The organism is Rhizobacter sp. Root1221 (assembly GCF_001425785.1).
Classification (GTDB): domain Bacteria; phylum Pseudomonadota; class Gammaproteobacteria; order Burkholderiales; family Burkholderiaceae_C; genus Rhizobacter.
Genome location: NZ_LMDI01000007.1, coordinates 133,308 through 154,185 on the forward strand (window position 1 = coordinate 133,308; position 20,878 = coordinate 154,185).

Here is a 20,878-nt window from a genome sequence, read left to right on the forward strand (position 1 = left end):
ATTTCAACGATGACGGCGTGCCCGCGGGCCACATTTCAAATGTGACGGCCGGGTCGCCCCGCCGTGCCGGCTCCGGGCGCGGGACTTGCGGCATAGTCCCACCATGACCCCGATTCCGACCGCCTCACGCCGGCTGCTGACCGCCCTCGTCCCGCTGCTGCTGGCGGCCTGCACCGGGATGGCCCCGGTCAACCCGCCCATCGACCGCGCGGACCCCGACACCGGCTACCGCACCACGCGGCTCTTGAAACCGGTCACCCAGCGCCGCAACGACCCGCACACCCTCGTGCTGCTCGCCTTCTCGGGCGGTGGCACCCGGGCCGCGGCGCTGTCGTACGGCGTGCTGGAGGAACTGCGGCGGATGCAGATCACCACGAACGGCGTCACCCACCCCGCCATCGAGGAGGTGGACCTGATCACCGGGGTGTCGGGCGGCAGCTTCACGGCCCTGTCGTACGCGCTGCTCGGCGACCGCCTGTTCACCGAGTTCGAGCCGCGTTTCCTCAAGCGCGATGTGCAGGGCGACCTGCTTCGCCGCGCGCTGAGCCCGCGCTCATGGGGCAAGCTGGCCAGCGCGGACTACGGCCGGTCCGAACTGGCGGCCGACTACTACGACGAGATCCTGTTCCAGGGCGCCACCTTCGACGACCTGATGCGCCAGGACACCCCCATCGCCGTGGTCACCGGCACCGACCTGTCCACCGGCGCCCGTTTCGAGTTCACGCAGGACCACTTCGACCTGATGTGCTCCGACCTCGGCAAGGTGCGGCTGGCCCGCGCCGCGGCCACGTCGTCCGCGGTGCCGGTGGTGCTGACCCCCGTGACCTACCGCAACTACGGCGGCCGCTGCAACGCCCAGTACCCCGCGTGGGTGCAGGACGTGGCCCGCACCGACAACCCCGAGCGCCCCGCCGGCCGCGCGCTCCTGCGTTACCGCGACATCCTCGCGCTCGAGAACAGCGAGCGTCGTCCGTACATCCACGTCGTCGATGGCGGCGTCTCCGACAACCTGGGCCTGCGCGGCATGCTGGAGGCGTTCGAGGAACTGGAGGCGAGCCCGAAGTTCCAGGAGTCCGTGAACATCCAGTCGCTGCAGCACATCATCGTGCTCGCGGTGAACTCGCGGTCCGCGCCCAGCACCAACTGGGACCGCAGCCCCTCGCCGCCGGGCCTCGTGGCCGAACTGCTGCAATCGTCGAGCGTGCCGATCGACCACTTTTCGTACGAATCGGTGGAGCTGCTGAAGGACATCGCCGAACGCTGGGCCAACCGGCGCAAGCTGCTGGTGGCCGAGGCCCGGCTGGCGGGGTTGTCCCAGGCGGCGGCGGAAGACTCGGTGCACCGGCTCACGTTCGACACCATCGACATCAGCTTCGACGCCATCGCCGACGAGGCCGAACGCGACTACTTCATGAACCTGCCCACGAGCTTCAGCCTGCCCGAAGACGCCGTGGACCGCCTGCGCGACCTGGGTGGCCGCCTGTTGCGGGAATCGAAGAAGTTGCGGGAAATGCTGCGCCAACTCGACGCAGACAACGCTGCCAAAGCGGCGACCAACGCGGCAGACGAGCGCCGTTGACCCCCCATGGCCACGTACCGGGTACCGAGCGCGCTGAGCACACCCCCTGCGGCCCTCTCGGCCCGCACGGGCTCATGCACCTTCGTGCAGGCGGCGGTGGCGGCGTGCCTCGCGCAGATCCTCCCCAACGCGGCTGACCTGGCCCGCGGCAGCACCGGCCCCGAACACGTGCACCAGCTGCGCGTGGGCCTGCGGCGGCTGCGCACGGTGCTTCGGGAGATGGTCGAACTGAACGCGGACCTCGACCCCGGATGGGAGGCACCGCTCGCCGACGTGTTCCGCGCACTCGGCGCGCAACGCGACCGTGACGTGCTGGCCGGGCCCACCGCTGCGGCGCTGGCCGCGGCCGGGTCGCCATTCACGCCGCAGCCACCGCGGCAGCCCGCCGGCCCCTCACCGGGCGAACTCGTTCATTCGGAAGCGTTCCAGCGCACCCTGCTCGCGCTGATCGCGTTCACCACCCACCCGGCGCCCACCCCGGCGTTCGACGGTTCCCCCGTCACCGCCCTGCGTGACCGGCTCGACCGGTTGCACCGGCGCCTGGTCAAGGACACGAAACGTTTCGCCACGATGTCCACCGCGCAGCAGCACCGCATGCGCAAGCGCCTGAAGCGCTTTCGCTACCTCGCCGAATTCGCAGCGCCCCTGTTCCGGCCGAAGCGCGCGAAGCGGTACCTGGCCGCGCTCAAGCCCGCGCAGGACTGCCTCGGGGCGCGGAACGACGAGGCCACGGCGCTAGCGTTGCTGCGCGACCTCGCGCAGGCGGAGCCCCGCGCCTGGTTCGCGGTAGGTTGGCTCACGGCACGACAGGCCGCATCGGTACCTGCCGCGAAACAGGTGCTGAAACAGGCAGCGAAGGCACGGCCGTTCTGGCGAGGCAAGCCGGCACCGAGGTGACGCTCACCCCGTCCGGTCCGTCCTCACCGCCAGCACCACCGACGTGGTGGTCTTGGTCACCCCGTCGATCTCCCCGATCTCGTCGAGCAGCGCATCGAGCCGCACCGTCGATTCGGCGCGCAGCAATGCCAGGTAGTCGAATTCGCCGCTGACCGAACACAGCTGCCGCAGCTCGGGGAAACGGGCCAGCCGGCGCGTCACGTCGCGCGCGGCCTTGGGGCTGATGGTGATGCCCACGTACGCGCTGACGCCGCGGTCGGTCACGTCCTGCCCGAGGCGCACGGTGTAGCCCACGATCACACCGTCGCGTTCGAGCCGTGTCAGGCGCGCGAGCACCGTGGTGCGCGCCACCCCGAGCTTGCGGGCCAGGTTGGCCGTGCTCTCGCGGGCGTTGGCCTGCAGCAGGGCCAGCAGGTCGCGGTCGAGCTGGTCTTTCACGGCGGGCAAAGGCGTGGGCATGGTGAACCTTCAGTTCCAGTGGCGGTGTTTCGACGAATCGTACGCCTCGTACAGTCATTTCGTCAGAAAGCCAGTCATGGACGACGAACTCACGCTACCTTTCGTCTGCCATCCTCCCTAGACTTTTCCTGAACAACCAACAGGAGAACGACATGCGGGTGGCGCTACTGGGTGCGGGACACATCGGGCAGACAATCGCCCGGCTGCTGAGCGAAAGCGGCGACTACGAGGTCACCGTGGTGGACCAGAGCGCCCACGCGCTGGCCCGGCTGGACGGGGCGCGCGTGCGCACGCAGGTGGCCGACACATCGGACGCGCGCGCGTTGCTGGCAGCGGTGCGCGGCCACGACACGCTCGTGAACGCGCTGCCATACCACCTGGCCACGCTCGCTGCCACGCAGGCGCGCGAAGCCGGCTGCCACTACTTCGACCTGACCGAGGACGTGGCCGCCACCCGCGCCATCCAGCACCTGGCCGACGGCGCAGCCACCGCGTTCATGCCGCAGTGCGGCCTTGCCCCGGGGTTCGTGGGCATCGTGGCCCACCACCTCACGCAGTCGTTCGACACGGTGCACGACGTGAAGATGCGCGTGGGCGCCCTGCCCGCCTTCCCCACCAACGCACTGAAGTACAACCTGACGTGGAGCGTGGACGGGCTCATCAACGAGTACTGCCACCCGTGCGAGGCCATCCGCGACGGCGAGACACTCGAGATGCTGCCGCTCGAAGGGCTGGAGCATTTCTCGCTCGACGGCGTCGAGTACGAGGCGTTCAATACGTCCGGGGGCCTGGGCACCTTGTGCGCCACCCTCGCCGGCCGCGTGCGAACGCTCGACTACAAGTCGGTGCGTTACCCCGGCCACCGCGACCTCGTGAAGATGCTGCTGGAGGAACTGCAGTTGAAAGACGATCCGGAAACACTCAAGCGCATCCTGCGCAAGGCGGTGCCGAGCACCATGCAGGACGTGGTGCTCGTGTTCGTCACCGTCAGCGGCCTGCGCCAGGGCACGCTCGTGCAGGAGGTGTTCGCCCGCAAGGTCTTTGCCGACCGCATCGACGCCCGGCCGCTGTCGGCCATCCAGATCACCACCGCGGCCGGCCTGTGTGCGGTGCTGGACCTGTTCCGCGAAGGTGCGCTGCCGCAGCGCGGTTTCATCCGGCAGGAGCAGGTGGCACTGCCGGCGTTCCTGGCGAACCGCTTCGGGCAGGCGTACCAGCAGTCGCGCCAAGTCGAATCCATTGCCTGACCCGGGAGGCCCGAGATGACCGAAGACCTGTTGACCCGCCTCGGCGTGCCCGCCGCGGCCCTCACCGGTGGCGACCTGCCGGTGCGATCCCCCATCGACGGCCGGCGCCTCGCCGACCTGCACGGCCACACCGCACGCGACATGCAGCACGCCATTGCGCGCGCCGCGTCGGCCTTCCTCGCGTGGCGGCAGGTGCCCGCGCCCCGCCGCGGCGAACTGGTGCGGCTGCTGGGTGACGAGTTGCGCCGCCACAAGGCCGACCTCGGCCGGCTCGTCACGCTGGAGGTGGGCAAGATCGCGAGCGAAGGCGACGGCGAGGTGCAGGAGATGATCGACATTTGCGACTTCGCCGTGGGCCTGTCGCGCCAGCTGCACGGGCTCACCATCGCGTCCGAGCGTCCCGGCCACCGCATGATGGAACAGTGGCACCCGCTCGGCGTCGTCGGGGTCATCAGCGCGTTCAACTTTCCCGTGGCCGTGTGGTCGTGGAACGCTGCACTCGCCCTGGTGTGCGGCGACCCGGTGGTGTGGAAGCCGTCCGAGAAGACCCCGCTGACGGCGCTGGCCGTGCAGGCGCTGTTCGAACGGGCCGTGGCCCGTTTCGGCGCGGACGCGCCGCCCCACCTGTCGCAGGTGCTGGTGGGCGGTGCGTCGCTCGGCGAAGTGCTGGCCGACGACCCGCGCGTGGCGCTCCTGTCGGCCACCGGCAGCACACGCATGGGCCGCGCCGTGGCACCGCGTGTGGCCGAGCGCTTCGGCCGTTGCCTGCTGGAGCTGGGTGGCAACAACGCCATCGTCGTGACCGCATCGGCCGACCTCGACCTCGCCGTGCGCGGCATCCTGTTCGGCGCCTACGGCACCGCCGGCCAGCGCTGCACCACCACCCGCCGCGTGCTGGTGCACCACAGCGTGTTCGATGACCTCGCCGACCGCCTGGAGCGCGCCCGCGCCCGGCTGCCCATCGGCGACCCGCGCGAGCCCGGCACCCTCGTGGGCCCGTTGATCGATGCCGCCGCGTTCGACCACATGCAGGAGGCCTTGGCCCGGGCGCGCGACGAAGGCGGCACGGTGACCGGTGGCGCCCGCATGCTGGCACGCGAGCACCCCGACGCCTGGTACGCCGAACCCGCGCTCGTGCGCATGCCCGCACAGACCGCCGTGGTGCGCGAGGAAACCTTCGCGCCCATCCTGTACCTGATGCGCTACCGCGACTTCGACGAGGCCCTCGTGTTGCACAACGGCGTGCCCCAGGGCCTGTCGTCCGCCATCTTCACGAACGACCTGCGCGAGGCCGAAGCCTTCCTGTCGGCCACCGGCTCCGACTGCGGCATCGCCAACGTCAACATCGGCACGTCGGGCGCCGAGATCGGCGGCGCGTTTGGCGGCGAAAAGGACACCGGCGGCGGGCGCGAGTCGGGGTCGGATGCGTGGCGGGCGTACATGCGGCGCGCCACCAACACCGTCAACTACTCGACGGCGCTGCCACTGGCGCAAGGGGTGAAGTTCGACGTGTGAGGGCTGCGCGCCAACCAGCGGTCCAGCACTTGCCGCAGCAGCCTGAAATCGATCGGCTTGACCAGCGCGTCGTCCATGCCGGCGTCCAGGCATCCCTGCACTTCGCCACGCGACGCGCCCGCGGTCACCGCAATGATCGGCATGCGGGGCACCACGCCCTGCCTGGCCTCCTCCAGGCGGATGCAGCGGGTCGCCTGCCAACCGTCCAACTGCGGCATCCACCCGTCCATGAACACGATCTCGTAGCGACGCTCGTTGATGCGCTGCAGCGCCTCGAGGCCGTTGGCCGCCGAGTCGCACACCACACCGAAGAGCCGCAGCGCCTCGGCTGTCAGCTGGCGGCTGGCAGGATCGTCGTCGACGACCAAGGCGACGGGGTGGCGGAACAGGGGTGTGGAGCCGGACATGCTTTCTCCTTCGAGCGAGCGACTATGGTCGGTGCCGAAGGCTTTTGCATTCGTGGTTCCACGCACGAGATTCCCGGACGCGCGTTCAGCGCGACCCGGGACATCGCGCCCACCACCACCTCGTCAAACTGGGGATGGCGAGCCAGGCACGAGGAGACTATGTTTCCGGGCCCCAACTCCGAAAGAACGCCGTGCCCCTCCGCCCCAGTCTCGTTGCCAGCGCATGGGCCACCGTGCTCGCCGTGGTGTGCACGCCCAGCCAGGCCCTTCCCCGGTACGAGTTGTTCGACCTGGGCGCGCTCACCGGCCAGGGCGCCTTCGCCCTCCGGATCAACGACGCCGGCCAGGTTCTCGGACACGGCGGGGGGTACGGCACCTTCCTGTACACCCCGGGCAGTGGGCTCGCGGACGTGTCCGTGCTGGCCGGGCGGCAGGCGGACTCGTCCTTCACCGGGTACGGGCTCAACAACCTGGGCCAGGTGGTGGGCTGGTCAGGCCAGGACGACCGCTCGTTCATCTACCGGCCCGGGCAGCCGCTCGAGTACCTCCCCGCGGGATACAGCGCGTACACCGTGAACAACGCCGGGCAGTACGTCGGCTACCGGCCCGGGGACGACTCCGGCTTCTACCGGCATACCCCCGGCGTCGGCTACGAACGCATGCCCGTGTCGGTCCTCGTCACCGACTTGCTGAACGACCGTGGCCAGGTCGCCGGACTGTCGGAGGACTTGTCCACCATGCAGGCCGTCCGCTCGGATGGCCAGAGCGTGCAGTCCCTCGGGGACTTGGGCGGCGACTACAGCTGGGCCCACGGCATCAACAACGCCGGCGATGTCGTGGGCAACGCGCGCACCGCCGACGGCCTCTCCCACGCCTTCCTCTACACCGATGCCTCCGGCATGGTCGACCTCGACACCCGCGGCCTGGGCCATCCGGCGTTCAGCAACGCCACCGCCATCAACGACCACGGCCTGATCGGCGGCGAATTCACCGACGGCGCAAGCCGCTTCCGAGCGTTCGTGAGCGACGGTACGTCCGGCCTGGTGGACCTCAACAGCCTGATCGATCCGGCGTTGGCCGAGCACTGGGTCATCACAGGCGTCGACGACATCAACAACCGCGGCCAGATCATTGGCTCCGGCCTCTTCGATGGGCGGCAACGGTCCTTCATCCTGAGCATGGTCGCCGCGCCGGTACCGGAGCCGCAGGTGTGGCTGATGCTGCTGATGGGGCTGCCGTTGTTGCGGCGGGTCGTGAGGCAACGCGCCTTGGTGCACGACTCGGGCGCCAAGGTGGATGCAGTGGCTACTTGATCGCCACCACCTCGGATTCGGGCGGTTGCCAGCCGCCGCCGAGGGCCCTGAAAGAGGCGACCGCTGCACGTGCTGAATCCGTTTGGGCTTGCGCTCGCGCATTGGAGGCACGGAGCAGGTTTTCGTCGGCCTGCAACACCTCGATCAGGCTGAGCACCCCCTTTTGATAGGCCGCAAACGAAGCGCCTCGCGCCCGGCCGAGCGAGTCCACGCCCTGGGTGAGTACGGCGGCCTGCTCTTCATGCTTGACCAGGGCCGAGAAGGCGTTCTCCACGTCCTCGGTGGCGCGCAGCACGGCAAGCCGGTAGGCGGCCAGCATCTCGGCCTCCTGGCCCTTGGCCTGGCTGATCTGCGCGTTGATGCGGCCAAAATCAAACAGGCGCCAGCGCATGCCCAACACGCCGGCGGCCTGGCTGGCGCCGGTGCTGAACAGATTGCCAGCCGATACCGATGTCGCACTGCCGATCAGCCCGCTCAGGGAAAGCTTGGGGTAGTACTCGGCCATTGCAATGCCAATGCGTGCGTTCGAAGCGGCCAGGCGGCGCTCGGCCACGATCAGGTCCGGCCGGCGCCTGAGCAACTCCCCAGGCGACCCGGTCACCGTGATCTTCGGAGCTACCGGGACCACGCCGGTGCCGGCCAGTTCCATTCGGTGCGTTCCGGGCGGCGAGCCCAGCATCACGTCCAGCGCGTTCGTGGCGGCGTCCAGACCCGCTTCGAGTGCCGGCACGGTCGCACGGACCTGGTAAAGCGCACCTTCGACCTGCCGCACCTGAAGTTCGGCGGCCAGCCCCCTGTCATGAAGAAGGTGGACGGTCGACAGCAGTTTCTCTTGCGTCTGGACCTGCTGGCGGGCCACGTCCAGGCGTGTCTGCAGTCCACGAATGCTGATGTAGATGTCGGCGGTCTGCGCCGCCACGGCCAGTCGGGTGGCGACTGCGCCGGCCTCCGACGCCTGGTACTCGGCAAGCGCCGCTTCCTTGCCGCGGCGCAGGCCTCCGAAGACATCCAACTCCCAACTCGCCCCCAGGTTGGCCTCGTAGGCACTGCCGTACCGGTCGAAATCGGGCGTCGACGCCAGCACCTGCCCGAGAGGCGTTTCAACGGATTGGTAGGCCCGGGCAGCCTGCCCACTGAGCTGCCCGGAAGGCATCAACGCGGCATTTGCCGCGCCAAGCCCCGCGCGCGCCTGGCTGACGCGGGCGGACGCCTGGGCGAGGTCGAGGTTCTGCGCCAGGGCCAAGGTCACGAACCGGGTCAGTTGCGGGTCCTCGAAGCCCGTCCACCAGGTGTCGAGGTCAGCATGGGCCGTGGCAGGCCGCTGGTCTACCGCGGGCTGGCCGAGGTACCGCTGCGGCATCGGCACATCGGTTCTGATGTAGTCGGGACCGACGGCGCAGCCGGCCGAGAGGCTGGCAACAAGGAGGGTGGCAAGAGCGCTTTTGGGCAGCATGGACTTCTTTCGGCACGAGGGGCAACGTCGAATGCGAGTGACCAATGTACCATACGGTCACTCATTGTCCAGCCACCAAGTGGCAGGTAAGCTTCACCCGATGAACCAAGCGACCACCCACCCCATCCCGGCCCGCGGTCCAGCCGACCATGATGTGCGGAGCCAGATCGTCACCGCGGCCACGGAGCACTTCAGCCGGTACGGCTATGAGAAGACAACCGTCTCCGACCTCGCCAAGGCCATCGGCTTTTCCAAGGCCTACGTCTACAAGTTCTTCGAATCCAAGCAAGCCATTGGCGAGATGATCTGCGCGAACTGCCTGCGCGAGATCGAGACCGAGGTCAGGGCGGCCGTTGGCGAAGCCGGGCGTCCGCCCGAGAAGCTGCGGCGCATGTTCAAGGCGGTTGTCGAGGCGAGCCTTCGCTTGTTTTCCCGGGATCGCAAGCTCTACGAGATTGCCATTTCGGCGGCAAGCGAGCGGTGGCAAGCGACGATCGTCTACGAGGAGCACATCCGCAAGTTGCTCGAGGACATCCTGCAGGAGGGCCGGCAGAGCGGAGATTTCGAGCGCAAGACGCCCCTGGATGAAACCACGATGGCAATCCACCTGGTGATGCGCCCGTATCTCAATCCGCTGCTCTTGCAGCACAGCCTCGACTACACCGATGAGGCGCCGGCGCGATTGTCCGGCCTGGTGCTCCGCAGTTTGTCGCCGTGAAGCCCAAGTGCATGCGTGACTATTGACTGATTTGGTCACTGGACCCAGAATGGACGTCCTGATCATTCGTCGATGGGACTCTCATGCTCCGGCGCAGCCTTCTTGCCTCTACCGTCATCTGTGCATTGCCGTTCGCCCTGGCCGCATGCAGCGAAAAACCGCACGCTGATCCACGCACCGAACTGCCGATGGTGCGTGTCGCCATCGTCCAGGGGGCCAGTGCTGCGGCGCGCTCCTTCACGGGAACCGTAGCGGCCCGTGTGCAAAGCGACCTGGGCTTTCGTGTCCCGGGCAAGGTGCTGAAACGGCTCGTCGACACCGGGCAGACCGTCAAGCGCGGCCAGCCGCTCATGCGCATCGATGCCGCCGACCTGAAGCTCGCGGCCCATGCGCAGCGGGAAGCGGTGGCTGGCGCGCGAGCGCGGGCCCGGCAAACGGCGGAGGAGGAAGCCCGCTATCGCGACCTGCGCGGAACCGGGGCCATCTCGGCCTCCGCGTACGACCAGGTCAAGGCCGCCGCGGATACCGCCAAGGCCCAACTCAGCGCAGCCGAAGCCCAGGCCGAAGTTGCCCTCAATGCAAACGGTTACGCGGAGCTGGTGGCCAATGCCGATGGGGTCGTCCTGGAAACGCTTGCCGAACCGGGCCAGGTTGTCGCCGCCGGGCAGGTCGTGGTGCGGGTGGCCCATGCCGGACGCCGCGAAGCCCTGGTCCAGTTGCCGGAAACCCTGCGCCCGGCGCTGGGTTCCGCCGGACAGGCCACCCTCTTCGGCCGAGAGGCCGTTGCCGTTCCGGTCAAGCTGCGGCAACTCTCGGACTCCGCGGACCGACTGACCCGCACGTTCGAAGCGCGGTATGTGCTCGAGGGAGAACTCGCCAACGCGCCCCTGGGCACCACCGTCACGATCCAGATTCCCAATGGACAGCCGGCCACGTCAAACGGCTTGCAGGTGCCGATCGGCGCGTTGTTCGACGCTGGGAAAGGACCCGGGGTGTGGGTGGTCGATGGCGAGCCCGCGAAAGTGAGCTGGCGTCCCGTCGCGGTCCAGCACCTGAGTGACGACGGCGCACGCATCGCCGGCCAACTGCAGCAAGGCGCGCGGATCGTCGCGCTGGGGGCCCACCTGCTGCGCGAAGGCGACCTGGTGCGGGTGGCGGGCCAGGCGGTCAACACCGCGACCGAGGGAAGCCGTCCGTGAGCGAAGGTCGTTTCAACCTGTCTTCGCTCGCCGTACGCGAGCGCGCCGTCTCCCTGTTCCTGATCTGCCTGATCTCGCTGGCGGGACTTGTTTCGTTCTTCCAGCTGGGCCGCGCCGAAGACCCGGCCTTCACGGTCAAGGTGATGACGATCATCACCGCCTGGCCTGGGGCCACGGCGCAGGAAATGCAGGATCAAGTCGCCGAGAAGCTCGAGAAGCGCATGCAGGAACTGCGCTGGTACGACCGTGCCGAGACCTACACTCGGCCCGGCCTGGCCTTCACGACATTGACGCTGCTCGACAGCACGCCACCTTCGCAGGTGCCGGAGCAGTTCTACCAAGCCCGCAAGAAGGTCGGAGACGAGGCCGGCAACCTCCCGGCCGGCGTGATCGGCCCGATGGTCAACGACGAATACGCCGACGTCACCTTTGCCCTGTTTGCACTCAAGGCCCAAGGCGAACCGCAGCGCCTGCTGGTACGCGACGCGGAAACCTTGCGGCAGCGGCTGCTCCATGTGGCGGGGGTCAAGAAGGTCAACATCATCGGCGAGCAGTCCGAGCGGATCTATGTCGAGTTCTCGCATGAGCGGCTGGCCACCTTGGGCCTGAGCCCGCAGGACGTGTTCGCCGCGCTCAATCAACAGAATGCCCTGACGCCGGCCGGCTCCGTGGAAACCAAGGGGCCGCAAGTGTTCGTCCGCCTGGACGGCGCGTTCGACGAACTGCAGAAGATCCGCGACACCCCGGTCGTGGCGCAGGGGCGCACGCTGAAGCTGGCGGACATCGCCACCGTCGAGCGCGGGTACGAAGATCCCTCCACGTTCATGATCCGCAACGGCGGTGAACCCGCGCTGCTGCTCGGCGTGGTGATGCGCGACGGGTGGAACGGACTCGACCTCGGCAAGGCGTTGGACAGCGAGGTGGGCAACATCAACGCTGAACTGCCGTTGGGCATGAGCTTGTCCAAGGTCACCGACCAGGCCGTCAACATCGGCTCCGCGGTCGATGAGTTCATGGTCAAGTTCTTCGCCGCGCTGCTGGTGGTCATGCTGGTGTGCTTCGTCAGCATGGGATGGCGCGTCGGGGTCGTGGTGGCGGCGGCGGTGCCACTGACACTCGCGGCCGTCTTCGTGGTGATGGCCGCCACCGGCAAGAACTTCGACCGCATCACGCTGGGGTCCCTGATCCTGGCGCTGGGCCTGCTCGTGGACGACGCCATCATCGCCATCGAGATGATGGTCGTGAAGATGGAGGAGGGTTACAGCCGCATCGCCGCGTCCGCCTATGCGTGGAGCCACACCGCCGCACCCATGTTGTCCGGCACGCTGGTCACGGCCGTCGGCTTCATGCCCAATGGCTTTGCCGCATCCACCGCGGGCGAATACACCAGCAACATGTTCTGGATCGTCGGCATCGCGCTGATCGCATCCTGGGTGGTCGCGGTGGTTTTCACGCCCTACCTGGGCGTCAAGCTGCTGCCCGACTTCGAGAAGGCCGCAGGCGGTCACGGCGCGCTCTACGACACGCCGCGCTACAACCGCTTCCGCCGGGTGCTGGCGCAAGTCATCTCGCGGAAGTGGCTGGTCGCTGGCTCGGTCGTCGGCCTGTTCGTGGTGTCCGTGCTCGGCATGGCCGTGGTCAAGAAGCAGTTCTTCCCGATCTCTGACCGTCCGGAGGTGCTGGTGGAGGTGCAGATGCCTTATGGCACGTCGATCGCCCAAACCAGCGCCGCCACCGCCAAAGTGGAGGCCTGGCTCACCCAACAGGACGAAGCCAGGATCGTCACGGCCTACATCGGCCAGGGCGCGCCTCGCTTCTACCTGGCCATGGGACCGGAACTGCCCGATCCCTCGTTTGCCAAGATCGTGGTGCGCACCGACAGCCAGGACGAACGCGACGCCTTGAAAATGCGGCTGCGCCAGGCCGTCGCCGGAGGCCTCGTCCCCGAGGCGCGGGTGCGGGTCACGCAGCTCGTGTTCGGGCCCTATTCGCCGTTCCCGGTGGCCTACCGGGTCACGGGTCCGGACCCGGACAAGCTGCGCAGCATCGCTGCCGAGGTGCAGCAGGTCTTGAATGCCAGTCCCATGATGCGCACGGTCAACTCGGACTGGGGCACGCGCACACCCGCGCTGCACTTCAGCCTGCAGCAAGACCGCTTGCAGTCCGTCGGGCTGAACTCCAGCACGGTCGCCCAGCAACTGCAGTTCCTGCTGAGCGGTGCGCCCGTCACCGCCGTTCGTGAGGACATTCGCACGGTGCAGGTCGTGGCCCGTTCGGCGGGCAGCAATCGGCTGGACCCCGCCAGGATTGCCGACTTCACATTGGCGGGTGCCAATGGGCAACGCATCCCGCTGTCGCAGTTGGGCACGGTGGAGGTGCGCATGGAAGAGCCGATCATGCGCCGCCGCGATCGCATGCCGACGATCACCGTGCGGGGCGACATCGCCGATGGCTTGCAGCCGCCGGACGTGTCAGCCGCCATCGTTCGGCAGCTGCAACCCATCATGGACAAGCTGCCGGGTGGCTACCGCATCGAGCAGGCCGGCTCCATCGAAGAGTCAGGCAAGGCGACGAAAGCGATGTTGCCGCTCTTCCCCATCATGCTGGCAATCACGCTGATCATCCTCATCCTCCAGGTGCGCTCGATCTCCGCGATGGTGATGGTTTTCCTGACCAGCCCGCTGGGCCTGATCGGTGTGGTGCCCACCTTGATCCTGTTCCAGCAGCCGTTCGGCATCAATGCGCTGGTCGGCCTGGTGGCGCTGTCGGGCATCCTGATGCGCAACACGTTGATCCTGATCGGGCAGATCCACCACAACAAGCAGGACGGCCTGGATCCGTTTCAAGCGGTGGTCGAGGCCACCGTGCAGCGCGCCCGACCGGTGATCCTGACGGCCTTGGCCGCCATCCTGGCCTTCATCCCGCTGACCCATTCGGTGTTCTGGGGAACGCTCGCCTACACGCTGATCGGCGGCACCTTGGCCGGGACGATCCTGACGCTCGTGTTCCTGCCGGCCATGTATGCCATCTGGTTCCGGATCAAACCCGCCGGCGCCGAATCGTTGGTCGAGGAGCCTGCATGAACGTCGCGGCTTGCGCCGCCGCTGAACCCGACCTTCATCTGCATTGAGAAAAAATCTACCATGACGAAATCAAAAGTTGTTCTCATCACCGGCGTGTCATCGGGCATCGGACGCGCCGCCGCACAGCATTTCGCCAGGCGGGGTTGCCGGGTGTTCGGCACCGTGCGCAGCCTCGGCAAGGCGGTCCCGCTGCCCGGCGTCGAGCTCCTGGAGATGGACGTCCGTGACGACGTGTCCGTCCAGCAGGGTGTCCAGCGGGCCATCGAACAGGCTGGCCGCATTGACGTGCTGGTCAACAACGCGGGCATGAACATGATCGGCGCCGTGGAGGAAACAACGGTCCCCGAAGCCGCCTTGCTCTTCGAGACCAACGTGTTCAGCATCTTGCGCACCACGCAGGCGGCGCTCCCGCACATGCGCAAGCAAGGCCAAGGCAGGATCGTCAACGTCAGCTCGGTGCTGGGCTTCCTGCCCGCGCCGTACATGGGCCTTTACTCGGCCTCCAAGCATGCGGTGGAGGGGCTGTCCGAAACCCTGGACCACGAGGTGCGCCAGTTCGGCATCCGCGTGACACTCGTCGAGCCGTCATACACCAAGACCCACCTGGACGCCAACTCGCCTCTGGCGACGTCGAAGATCCCGGACTACGACCGCGAACGCGATCTGGCGTCCCGGGCGGTCGCCGCGAGTGTCAGCGGCGCACCTGAACCCGCCGCGGTAGCGAACACGATCGTCGAAGCGGCGCTTGGCCCCTGGCGCATGCGCCGCACGCCGGCCGGGCACGCATCCCTCGTGAGCAAGCTGCGCCGCTTCATGCCTGCAGGCGCCGTCGATGCGAGCCTGAGGAAGTCGCTCGGCTTGGCGTGAGATCGCCTCGCCAGGCCGCCCGCCCCTATCGCGACAGGTACAGCACGGTGGCCTTGCGGCCATCGCCCTGGTCAACCTGGCCGACCAAGACGTTGGGAAAGGTCTGCGCCAGCTGCAGCATGCGTCCGGACACGTCACCGGCACCGCCGCGGGCGGGGTCGGCGCCGAGTTCGACCCGGCAGCTGCGCGATCGGCACTCGACGTTGCGCAGGTCGTCGCGTTGCCCCGCCTCGCCTTGCAGGAACACACCGCGCACGCTTTCCACCGCGCCCCGGCTCCAACGGGTGTCCTCCGGCTCATTGCGGAACGCCGATTCGCTCGAGGCCATGCGCATTCGCTCGGCCTGCTCCGCCTCGGCGTTGGCTTCCGGGCTCGGGAGCCTGCGCGGCCCATCCGCCTCGGCCTGCCTTGCGCCGGGCAGGTGCGCGACCTGAACGCGCAGGTCGGCCACCTCGCGGCGAAGCAGCGCCACCTGATCGGCCAGCGTGGTGTCGTCTGGCGCGCGCTGCGGCACGGCGACTCCGGTGTCCCGCGGGCCACCGGCCACGGAGGGCGCGGCGGCCCGCACCTGTGGCGCCGGTGGGTCGTCGGTGAGGCCGCCGCAACCCGCGGACAAGGCGACGGCCGTCGCGGCGACCGTCGCGTGCGCGAGTTGATGAAGCATGCGAGACCTGGACGGTCCTTGGCATTCGTTTGACATGGCCGCCCCTCAGAGGATCACCGTGATGTTGAACAGCTGCGCGTTCGGGGGCAAAGAACATTCGACACTCTGCACCGATTGCCAGGGCATTTCGGCCTGCGAGAGGAAATTCCCCAGCTGGAACGTGCCAGGGCCGGTGAAGTTGAACGCCTGCCCGATGGCCCCGCCGGACTTCTTCGCACTCCACAGCGTGCACCAGAGCGTACCGTTCGGGACGAAGCCGCTGACGAAGGCATGCATACCGGCCGCCGACGGATCTTTCGAGCGCACGATCGGGCAGGCGATATACGCCGTCTCCGACGACTTGTTGGTCAGGCCATCGATCCCCCGCGCCAGGTCCGTCGCCGGAATGATGTCCTCGGCCACGCAGATCGAGGCATGCACCGTGGTGGACGCCGCGCAGGCCGAACCTTGCACCCCCAGGAGGGCGCCGAGGGCGAGAGCCGTGGAGACGGCTCGTTGTGTGGTTGTCATCGGAATCCTTTGTGATCCGGACGGATCAGTGTTGTTGTCGAGCGAGTCGCGCACACGAGGCATCTCACAGAATCTGCGTGATGCCGAACAAGCTGCCGCCCGGCGGTAGCGTGCACACGACACTCTGCGCGGACAACGACGGCACCATCGCCTGCTGCAGCGGCAGGCCCAACTCAAAGTCCCCCGTGCCGGTGAACGAGGAAGCCGTCCCCCCGATGAGAACGCCCTTTCCAGTGGCACTCCACACCGTGCATGTCACCTTGCCGCTATTCGCGAGGTTGCCGGTGACGTAGGTCCACATGCCGAAAGCCGTCGGATCCTGCGATCGCACCACGGGGCATATCACAGCCTTCGGCTCCGCAGCGATGTTCTTGATGCTGTTGACCGTGCGGCGCAGGTTGGCAACCGGATCGTTGAAATAGGGCTGGCAGATCGAGGCCTGTTCGATGGTGGCTGACGCTGCGGCCGGGCCGTGCAGCCCCATGAGCGCGCTGCCCGCAAGAACAGCGGTGGCAGCGCATTGGGTGATCGTCGTCATGTGAATCCCTGGTGATTGAAGTAGGCGGCCGATGCTAGGGATCCATCCACACCGTCACATCCCGTTGATGGAGGACGATCCAGCCCCGGCCCCCCCGGGACAGGTGGTGCGCAAAGTCCACCTGGCGTGCCAACTACCACGAGCACCCACGAATGGATAGGGCGGATTCCTACACACATGGCGCTCGGGATGCGCGACGATGCGAACTCCAGGAATCACGAGTTCCCGCCATGCCGGCCAAGAGCCCCCCGATCAACGAAGCCGCAACCGATCCGCCCGATGGGGCACTCGGTGCGATGCCCACGACCACCAGCGCCTCGTACGCGGCCCGTTCGGCCGCCCTCACCGCATTCGACCGCTTCGCCTCCGCCGTCACACGCGGGGCGGGCTCTCCCACGGCGTTCTGCGCCGCTCTGCTCACGGTGCTGGCCTGGGGCGTGACGGGGCCGCTGTTCGGCTTCTCGGAGAAGTGGCAACTCGTCATCAACACCGGCACCACCATCGTCACGTTCCTGATGGTGTTCCTGATCCAGCAGAGCCAGAACAAGGACAGCGTGGCGTTGCACCTGAAGCTCAACGAACTGCTGGCGGCGAACAAGAACGCCAGCAACCGGATGATCGGCATCGAAGACCTCGACGAGCAGGACCTCCGCGAGGTGGCCGCGCTGTACGTGAGGCTTGCCGAACGCGCGAAGGTGGCCGGCAACCGCAAGGAACCGCATTCGATCGACGAGGAAGGCTTGCCCGCCCTGCCCGCCCGCGCGGGCGAACCGCTGACGGCCAAGTGACATGGGCCCGCAACCAGCACACGCCCACCCTTGTGCCCGCGCACTGTCCGGCGGCGTTGCGCCGCACCGTGACACGTTCGACGACCGCGTGCGCTGTGCGCTGGCACAGGCCCGCCGCGAAGGGTCCGGCCTCGCCCTGGTGGCGGTGAACGCGCCACCGGGCTGCCTGGATGCCCTGGCCACGATGGTGCGCGACAGCGACGTGGCCGCCCCCCGGAACACCGGATGTTTCGCGGTACTGATCGTCGCCCCCACCGTGGCCGACGTGCGGCGGGCCAGTGCGATCGTGGCGGACCGGCTGGAGTTGCGCGTGCGCGCGTTCGCCGCGCATGGCGACCCGTTCCCTCACGCCGCGGTCACCGTGGCGGGGGCGGGGGACGGCGAGCCCCAGGCGCTGCTCGAACGCGCCGGGCTCACCGAGGCCAGCGCGCTGTCCTGACTCGGTTCACACCACCGGCGGATCCACCTCGCGGCGGAAGTCACGGTGTGCACCGAGTGCGGCCACGAACGCGGCGACCGCCCCGCCCTTGCCCGCCGTGGCACCGGTGAACTGNCGCTGGAGTTGCGCGTGCGCGCGTTCGCCGCGCATGGCGACCCGTTCCCTCACGCCGCGGTCACCGTGGCGGGGGCGGGGGACGGCGAGCCCCAGGCGCTGCTCGAACGCGCCGGGCTCACCGAGGCCAGCGCGCTGTCCTGAGAGACTGACGCCGCTGCTCACACCACCGGCGGATCCGCCTCGCGGCGGAAGTCACGGTGGGCGCCGCTGCCACCTACCCCGCGGATCAGCGGCCCGGCAACATGGCCACGAGCCTCTCGGCCGCCTCATCCATCGATTTGGCCAACCCGGGGTCCTCCGCCATGCGGGCCTGCACGTGGGCAACCAGTTCGTAGAACTTGGGATCGTTGATCAACGCTTCACCCAGTTCGAACAGCAGCACCGATTCGATGAAGACACCGAACACCTTGCGCTTGCGGTCCGGGTCGGCCGGGTCGATGAAACGGATGCGCCGAAACACCAATGACGGCAGGTCGCCGGCCTGAGGTGCAGGCGCGCTCCGGTCGCCTTGGACGACCGCCCGCGTGCGGGCCGTTGGCGCCGCCCGCATGGTCTCCAGTTGCATGCGAATGAAGGCCGCCACATCGGCGGCCCCGTTGATCGATGTCATGCAGGACGAGCCTTCAGTGGAACGATCCGTTCCGGTAGTTCGACAGCAGCACGTGGGAGGCGTCGGCATCGGCGCCCTCTTCCGGCACGGCTGCGGCCGACTGCTCGGCATTCGAGCGAACGAGCGCCTCGATCCGGTCGATCACCATCTGGATGTCGCCGTTGAGCGGCGCGTTGTCGNCCGGCACGGCTGCGGCCGACTGCTCGGCATTCGAGCGAACGAGCGCCTCGATCCGGTCGATCACCATCTGGATGTCGCCGTTGAGCGGCGCGTTGTCGGTGTTGAGCGCCTGGCCGGCGCGGAACCGGGTGATCGCATCKGCGAATCGGTCCTCCGCCAGCGCCGCGAAACCGAACACGAACTCGCGCAGCGGATGCGCTTGCGGCAACTGCGTGAGCGGCTGCCACGTCACCAGGGCCAGGGCCGCRTGGCCTGACGTGTACTGCAACAACCCGAGTTGATAGCGCGCCACGTGCATCTCGGGCGCCAGCAACAACGCCGCGGCGAAGGCCTGGATGGCCTCCTCGATGCGCCCCATCTGGGCGAACTCGGCACCCAGCAGGAACGGCGGCACCGCGAAACCGGGCTGTTCGTCGACCGCTTCACGGAACAGCCGCACCGCCGTCTCACCGTCGCCCTGGGCACTGGCCGCCATGGCCTGTTTCAATTTTTCGCCGAATGCCGGAGGAGTGTTCATGGTTCATCACCTGGAGTGAGTCGATCCCGGCCTCGCTCGTGGATCGGGCAAGACCGGGCAAAACAAAGCCGCGCGGCGCAGGAAGCGCGGCACGGCCAATGGACAAGACRAAGGGGGCCGCCACTGAAKCACTGSWAAGCCGGCGTGRCCCCTTCACCCTGTATGTCCCGACTTTTCGCCGTTCGTTTAGCCATTGCCCGAGTAACTCAGTCGGATTATCTCTCCCCAACTAAACGATTCCCGATTTTCCCGGATGTCTTGTTGAGATCCAGGGGCTTCCCCCCTGCGACCCAAGCAAACAACTGCGGCCCGTCCCTGTGCTCGACGTGGCCGCCCGGGAGAGAGAAACATGGTAGCGATCGTCAGCGGCAACACCCTCGGCCTGAACCTCACGTCCCTGGCCACCCTCGGCCAGCGCGGCATCTCCGGCTCCGCCGGCCAGGGGCGCAACGGCGAACTCGCCTACGTCAACGTCGCCAACGGCAACCTCGTGCTGCAAGACCGCGACGACCTCCTCGTGAGCCGCGGCGCCGACGTGGGTGCCATCCGCACCTACAACAGCCAGGGCCAGCTCTCCGACGACAACGCCGACAACTGGTCGCACGGCATCTTCCTGCAGCAGTTGCGCCTGACCGGCACCCGCAACACCGCCGGCAGCACCCTCGTGCGCACCGACCGCGACGGCAGCCAGGCCACCTACACCTACGACACCACCTCCGSGCGCTACGTCTCCACCGCCGGCAGCGGGGCCTACGACAGCATCGCCTTCGACGCCGCCTCCGGCCAGTACGCCTGGACCGACGGTGACTCCGGCACCCAGGAACGCTACGACACCACCTCCGGCCGCCTGCTGWCCCTCACCGACACCAGCGGCAACACCCTCACCTACACCTACGACGCCGCCGGCAAGCTCGCCAGCATGACCGGCGCCAGCGGCGAGACCACCTACCTCGACTACAGCGGCAACAACCTCACCCAGGTCCGCACCGTCACCGCCTCCCCCACCGGCGCGCAGACCACCACCCGCACCCGCTACGTCTACGACACCAGCAACCGCCTGTCCACCGTCATCGTCGACCTCTCCCCCGAGGACAACTCGGTGGCCGACGGCCGCACCTACGTCACCGCCTACACCTACGACGGCACCAGCACCCGCGTGGCCTCCGTCACCCAGGGCGACGGCACGAGCCTCGCCTTCACCTACGTCCAGGTGGGCGGCGAGCACCGCATCGAGACCGTGCGYGACGCGCTCGGCCAGGTCACCACCTTCGCCTACGACACCGCCGCGCGCCGCACCACCGTCACCGACCCRCTGGGCCTGCGCACCCTCTACGACCACGACACCAGCGGCCARCTCGTGCGCGTGACCGCCCCGCCCGTGGGCGGCGCCTCCCAGGTCACGGCCTTCACCTACAACACCAACGGCGACMTCACCCAGGTCACCGACCCCGCCGGCCGCACCGTCGACATGGYGTACGACACCCGCGGCAACCAGACGCTGCAGCGCGACGCCGCCGGCAACACCGTCACCCGCACCTACGACGCGCGCAACCAGCTCCTCACCGAGACCGCCTACGTCGTGGCCGACACCGATGGCGCCGGTGCCGCACAGCCCAGCCTCCCGCTCACCACCCGCTACGTCTACGACAGCGCCGGGCGCAACCAGCTGCGCTTCGTCATCTCCCCCGAAGGCCGGGTCACCGAGCACCGCTACGACACCTTCGGCAACCGGGTGTCCACGMTGAAGTTCGGTGGCGAGGCCTATGCGGTCGCCGGCT

Annotated in this window: 18 protein-coding genes and 1 pseudogene; 12 read left to right on the top strand and 7 right to left on the bottom strand. The window is 68.1% G+C overall.

Annotated features, from left to right (window positions below; translation table 11 throughout):
• Positions 1-103: 103 nt before the first annotated feature.
• Positions 104-1,579 carry a patatin-like phospholipase family protein gene (locus tag ASC87_RS07155; protein WP_056658829.1) on the top strand — a complete coding sequence of 492 codons (1,476 nt, stop codon included), beginning with the start codon at positions 104-106 and terminating at the stop codon, positions 1,577-1,579.
• Between the two features lie 6 nt (positions 1,580-1,585).
• Entirely contained in the window at positions 1,586-2,476 is an 891-nt protein-coding gene (locus ASC87_RS07160) for a CHAD domain-containing protein (protein WP_056658832.1), read from the top strand.
• A 3-nt stretch (positions 2,477-2,479) separates the two neighbouring features.
• On the opposite strand, the gene ASC87_RS07165 is transcribed toward ASC87_RS07160, so the two are convergent.
• Positions 2,480-2,935 (bottom strand): Lrp/AsnC family transcriptional regulator, encoded by a 456-nt coding sequence (locus ASC87_RS07165; RefSeq protein ID WP_056658835.1) that lies wholly within the window; start codon positions 2,933-2,935, stop codon positions 2,480-2,482.
• Positions 2,936-3,087: 152 nt separating this feature from the next.
• Between ASC87_RS07165 and ASC87_RS07170 the strand changes: the two genes are divergently transcribed.
• Both ASC87_RS07170 and ASC87_RS07175 read left to right on the top strand, forming a co-directional pair.
• The gene (locus ASC87_RS07170) at positions 3,088-4,182 is read left to right on the top strand and encodes a saccharopine dehydrogenase family protein (protein WP_056658838.1); all 1,095 of its coding nucleotides are present in this window, start codon (positions 3,088-3,090) and stop codon (positions 4,180-4,182) included.
• A 15-nt stretch (positions 4,183-4,197) separates the two neighbouring features.
• On the top strand, positions 4,198-5,697 hold the full coding sequence (locus tag ASC87_RS07175) for an aldehyde dehydrogenase family protein (protein WP_056658841.1): 1,500 nt from the start codon (positions 4,198-4,200) through the stop codon (positions 5,695-5,697).
• Here ASC87_RS07175 and ASC87_RS07180 read toward each other — a convergent pair.
• Positions 5,649-6,104 carry a response regulator gene (locus ASC87_RS07180; protein WP_056658844.1) on the bottom strand — a complete coding sequence of 152 codons (456 nt, stop codon included), beginning with the start codon at positions 6,102-6,104 and terminating at the stop codon, positions 5,649-5,651. The two genes, ASC87_RS07175 and ASC87_RS07180, sit on opposite strands and share 49 nt — an antisense overlap.
• A 191-nt stretch (positions 6,105-6,295) precedes the next feature.
• Here ASC87_RS07180 and ASC87_RS07185 point away from each other — a divergent pair, with 191 nt between their 5' ends.
• Positions 6,296-7,417, top strand: coding sequence for an HAF repeat-containing protein (locus ASC87_RS07185; protein WP_056658847.1), 1,122 nt, complete (start codon positions 6,296-6,298; stop codon positions 7,415-7,417).
• Here ASC87_RS07185 and ASC87_RS07190 read toward each other — a convergent pair.
• Positions 7,410-8,870 (bottom strand): efflux transporter outer membrane subunit, encoded by a 1,461-nt coding sequence (locus ASC87_RS07190; protein WP_056658850.1) that lies wholly within the window; start codon positions 8,868-8,870, stop codon positions 7,410-7,412. The two genes, ASC87_RS07185 and ASC87_RS07190, sit on opposite strands and share 8 nt — an antisense overlap.
• A gap of 100 nt (positions 8,871-8,970) precedes the next feature.
• Between ASC87_RS07190 and ASC87_RS07195 the strand changes: the two genes are divergently transcribed.
• From ASC87_RS07195 to ASC87_RS07210, 4 genes are all read left to right on the top strand, one after another.
• Entirely contained in the window at positions 8,971-9,588 is a 618-nt protein-coding gene (locus ASC87_RS07195) for a TetR/AcrR family transcriptional regulator (protein WP_056658853.1), read from the top strand.
• An 83-nt stretch (positions 9,589-9,671) separates the two neighbouring features.
• Positions 9,672-10,787, top strand: coding sequence for an efflux RND transporter periplasmic adaptor subunit (locus tag ASC87_RS07200; protein ID WP_056658856.1), 1,116 nt, complete (start codon positions 9,672-9,674; stop codon positions 10,785-10,787).
• Positions 10,784-13,870 carry an efflux RND transporter permease subunit gene (locus tag ASC87_RS07205; protein ID WP_056658859.1) on the top strand — a complete coding sequence of 1,029 codons (3,087 nt, stop codon included), beginning with the start codon at positions 10,784-10,786 and terminating at the stop codon, positions 13,868-13,870. The genes ASC87_RS07200 and ASC87_RS07205 overlap by 4 nt, the downstream gene beginning before the upstream one ends.
• 60 nt (positions 13,871-13,930) lie before the next feature.
• Positions 13,931-14,737, top strand: coding sequence for an oxidoreductase (locus tag ASC87_RS07210; RefSeq protein ID WP_056658863.1), 807 nt, complete (start codon positions 13,931-13,933; stop codon positions 14,735-14,737).
• A 25-nt stretch (positions 14,738-14,762) separates the two neighbouring features.
• Here ASC87_RS07210 and ASC87_RS07215 read toward each other — a convergent pair whose 3' ends face one another.
• From ASC87_RS07215 to ASC87_RS07225, 3 genes are read right to left on the bottom strand one after another with little or no spacing between them, the layout of a single operon-like run.
• The gene (locus ASC87_RS07215; protein ID WP_056658866.1) at positions 14,763-15,401 is read right to left on the bottom strand and encodes a hypothetical protein; all 639 of its coding nucleotides are present in this window, start codon (positions 15,399-15,401) and stop codon (positions 14,763-14,765) included.
• 45 nt (positions 15,402-15,446) lie between these two features.
• Positions 15,447-15,965, bottom strand: coding sequence for a hypothetical protein (locus ASC87_RS07220; RefSeq protein ID WP_157603883.1), 519 nt, complete (start codon positions 15,963-15,965; stop codon positions 15,447-15,449).
• A gap of 10 nt (positions 15,966-15,975) precedes the next feature.
• On the bottom strand, positions 15,976-16,449 hold the full coding sequence (locus ASC87_RS07225) for a hypothetical protein (protein ID WP_056658871.1): 474 nt from the start codon (positions 16,447-16,449) through the stop codon (positions 15,976-15,978).
• Between the two features lie 230 nt (positions 16,450-16,679).
• Here ASC87_RS07225 and ASC87_RS07230 point away from each other — a divergent pair, with 230 nt between their 5' ends.
• On the top strand, positions 16,680-17,237 hold the full coding sequence (locus tag ASC87_RS07230) for a low affinity iron permease family protein (RefSeq protein WP_056658874.1): 558 nt from the start codon (positions 16,680-16,682) through the stop codon (positions 17,235-17,237).
• 1 nt (position 17,238) lies between these two features.
• On the top strand, positions 17,239-17,676 hold the full coding sequence (locus tag ASC87_RS07235; RefSeq protein WP_056658877.1) for a hypothetical protein: 438 nt from the start codon (positions 17,239-17,241) through the stop codon (positions 17,674-17,676).
• 343 nt (positions 17,677-18,019) lie between these two features.
• On the opposite strand, the gene ASC87_RS07240 is transcribed toward ASC87_RS07235, so the two are convergent.
• Entirely contained in the window at positions 18,020-18,403 is a 384-nt protein-coding gene (locus ASC87_RS07240) for a hypothetical protein (RefSeq protein ID WP_056658880.1), read from the bottom strand.
• Between the two features lie 1,046 nt (positions 18,404-19,449).
• Between ASC87_RS07240 and ASC87_RS07250 the strand changes: the two are divergent.
• A pseudogene (locus ASC87_RS07250) lies at positions 19,450-20,878 on the top strand (RHS repeat protein); the annotation flags it as partial.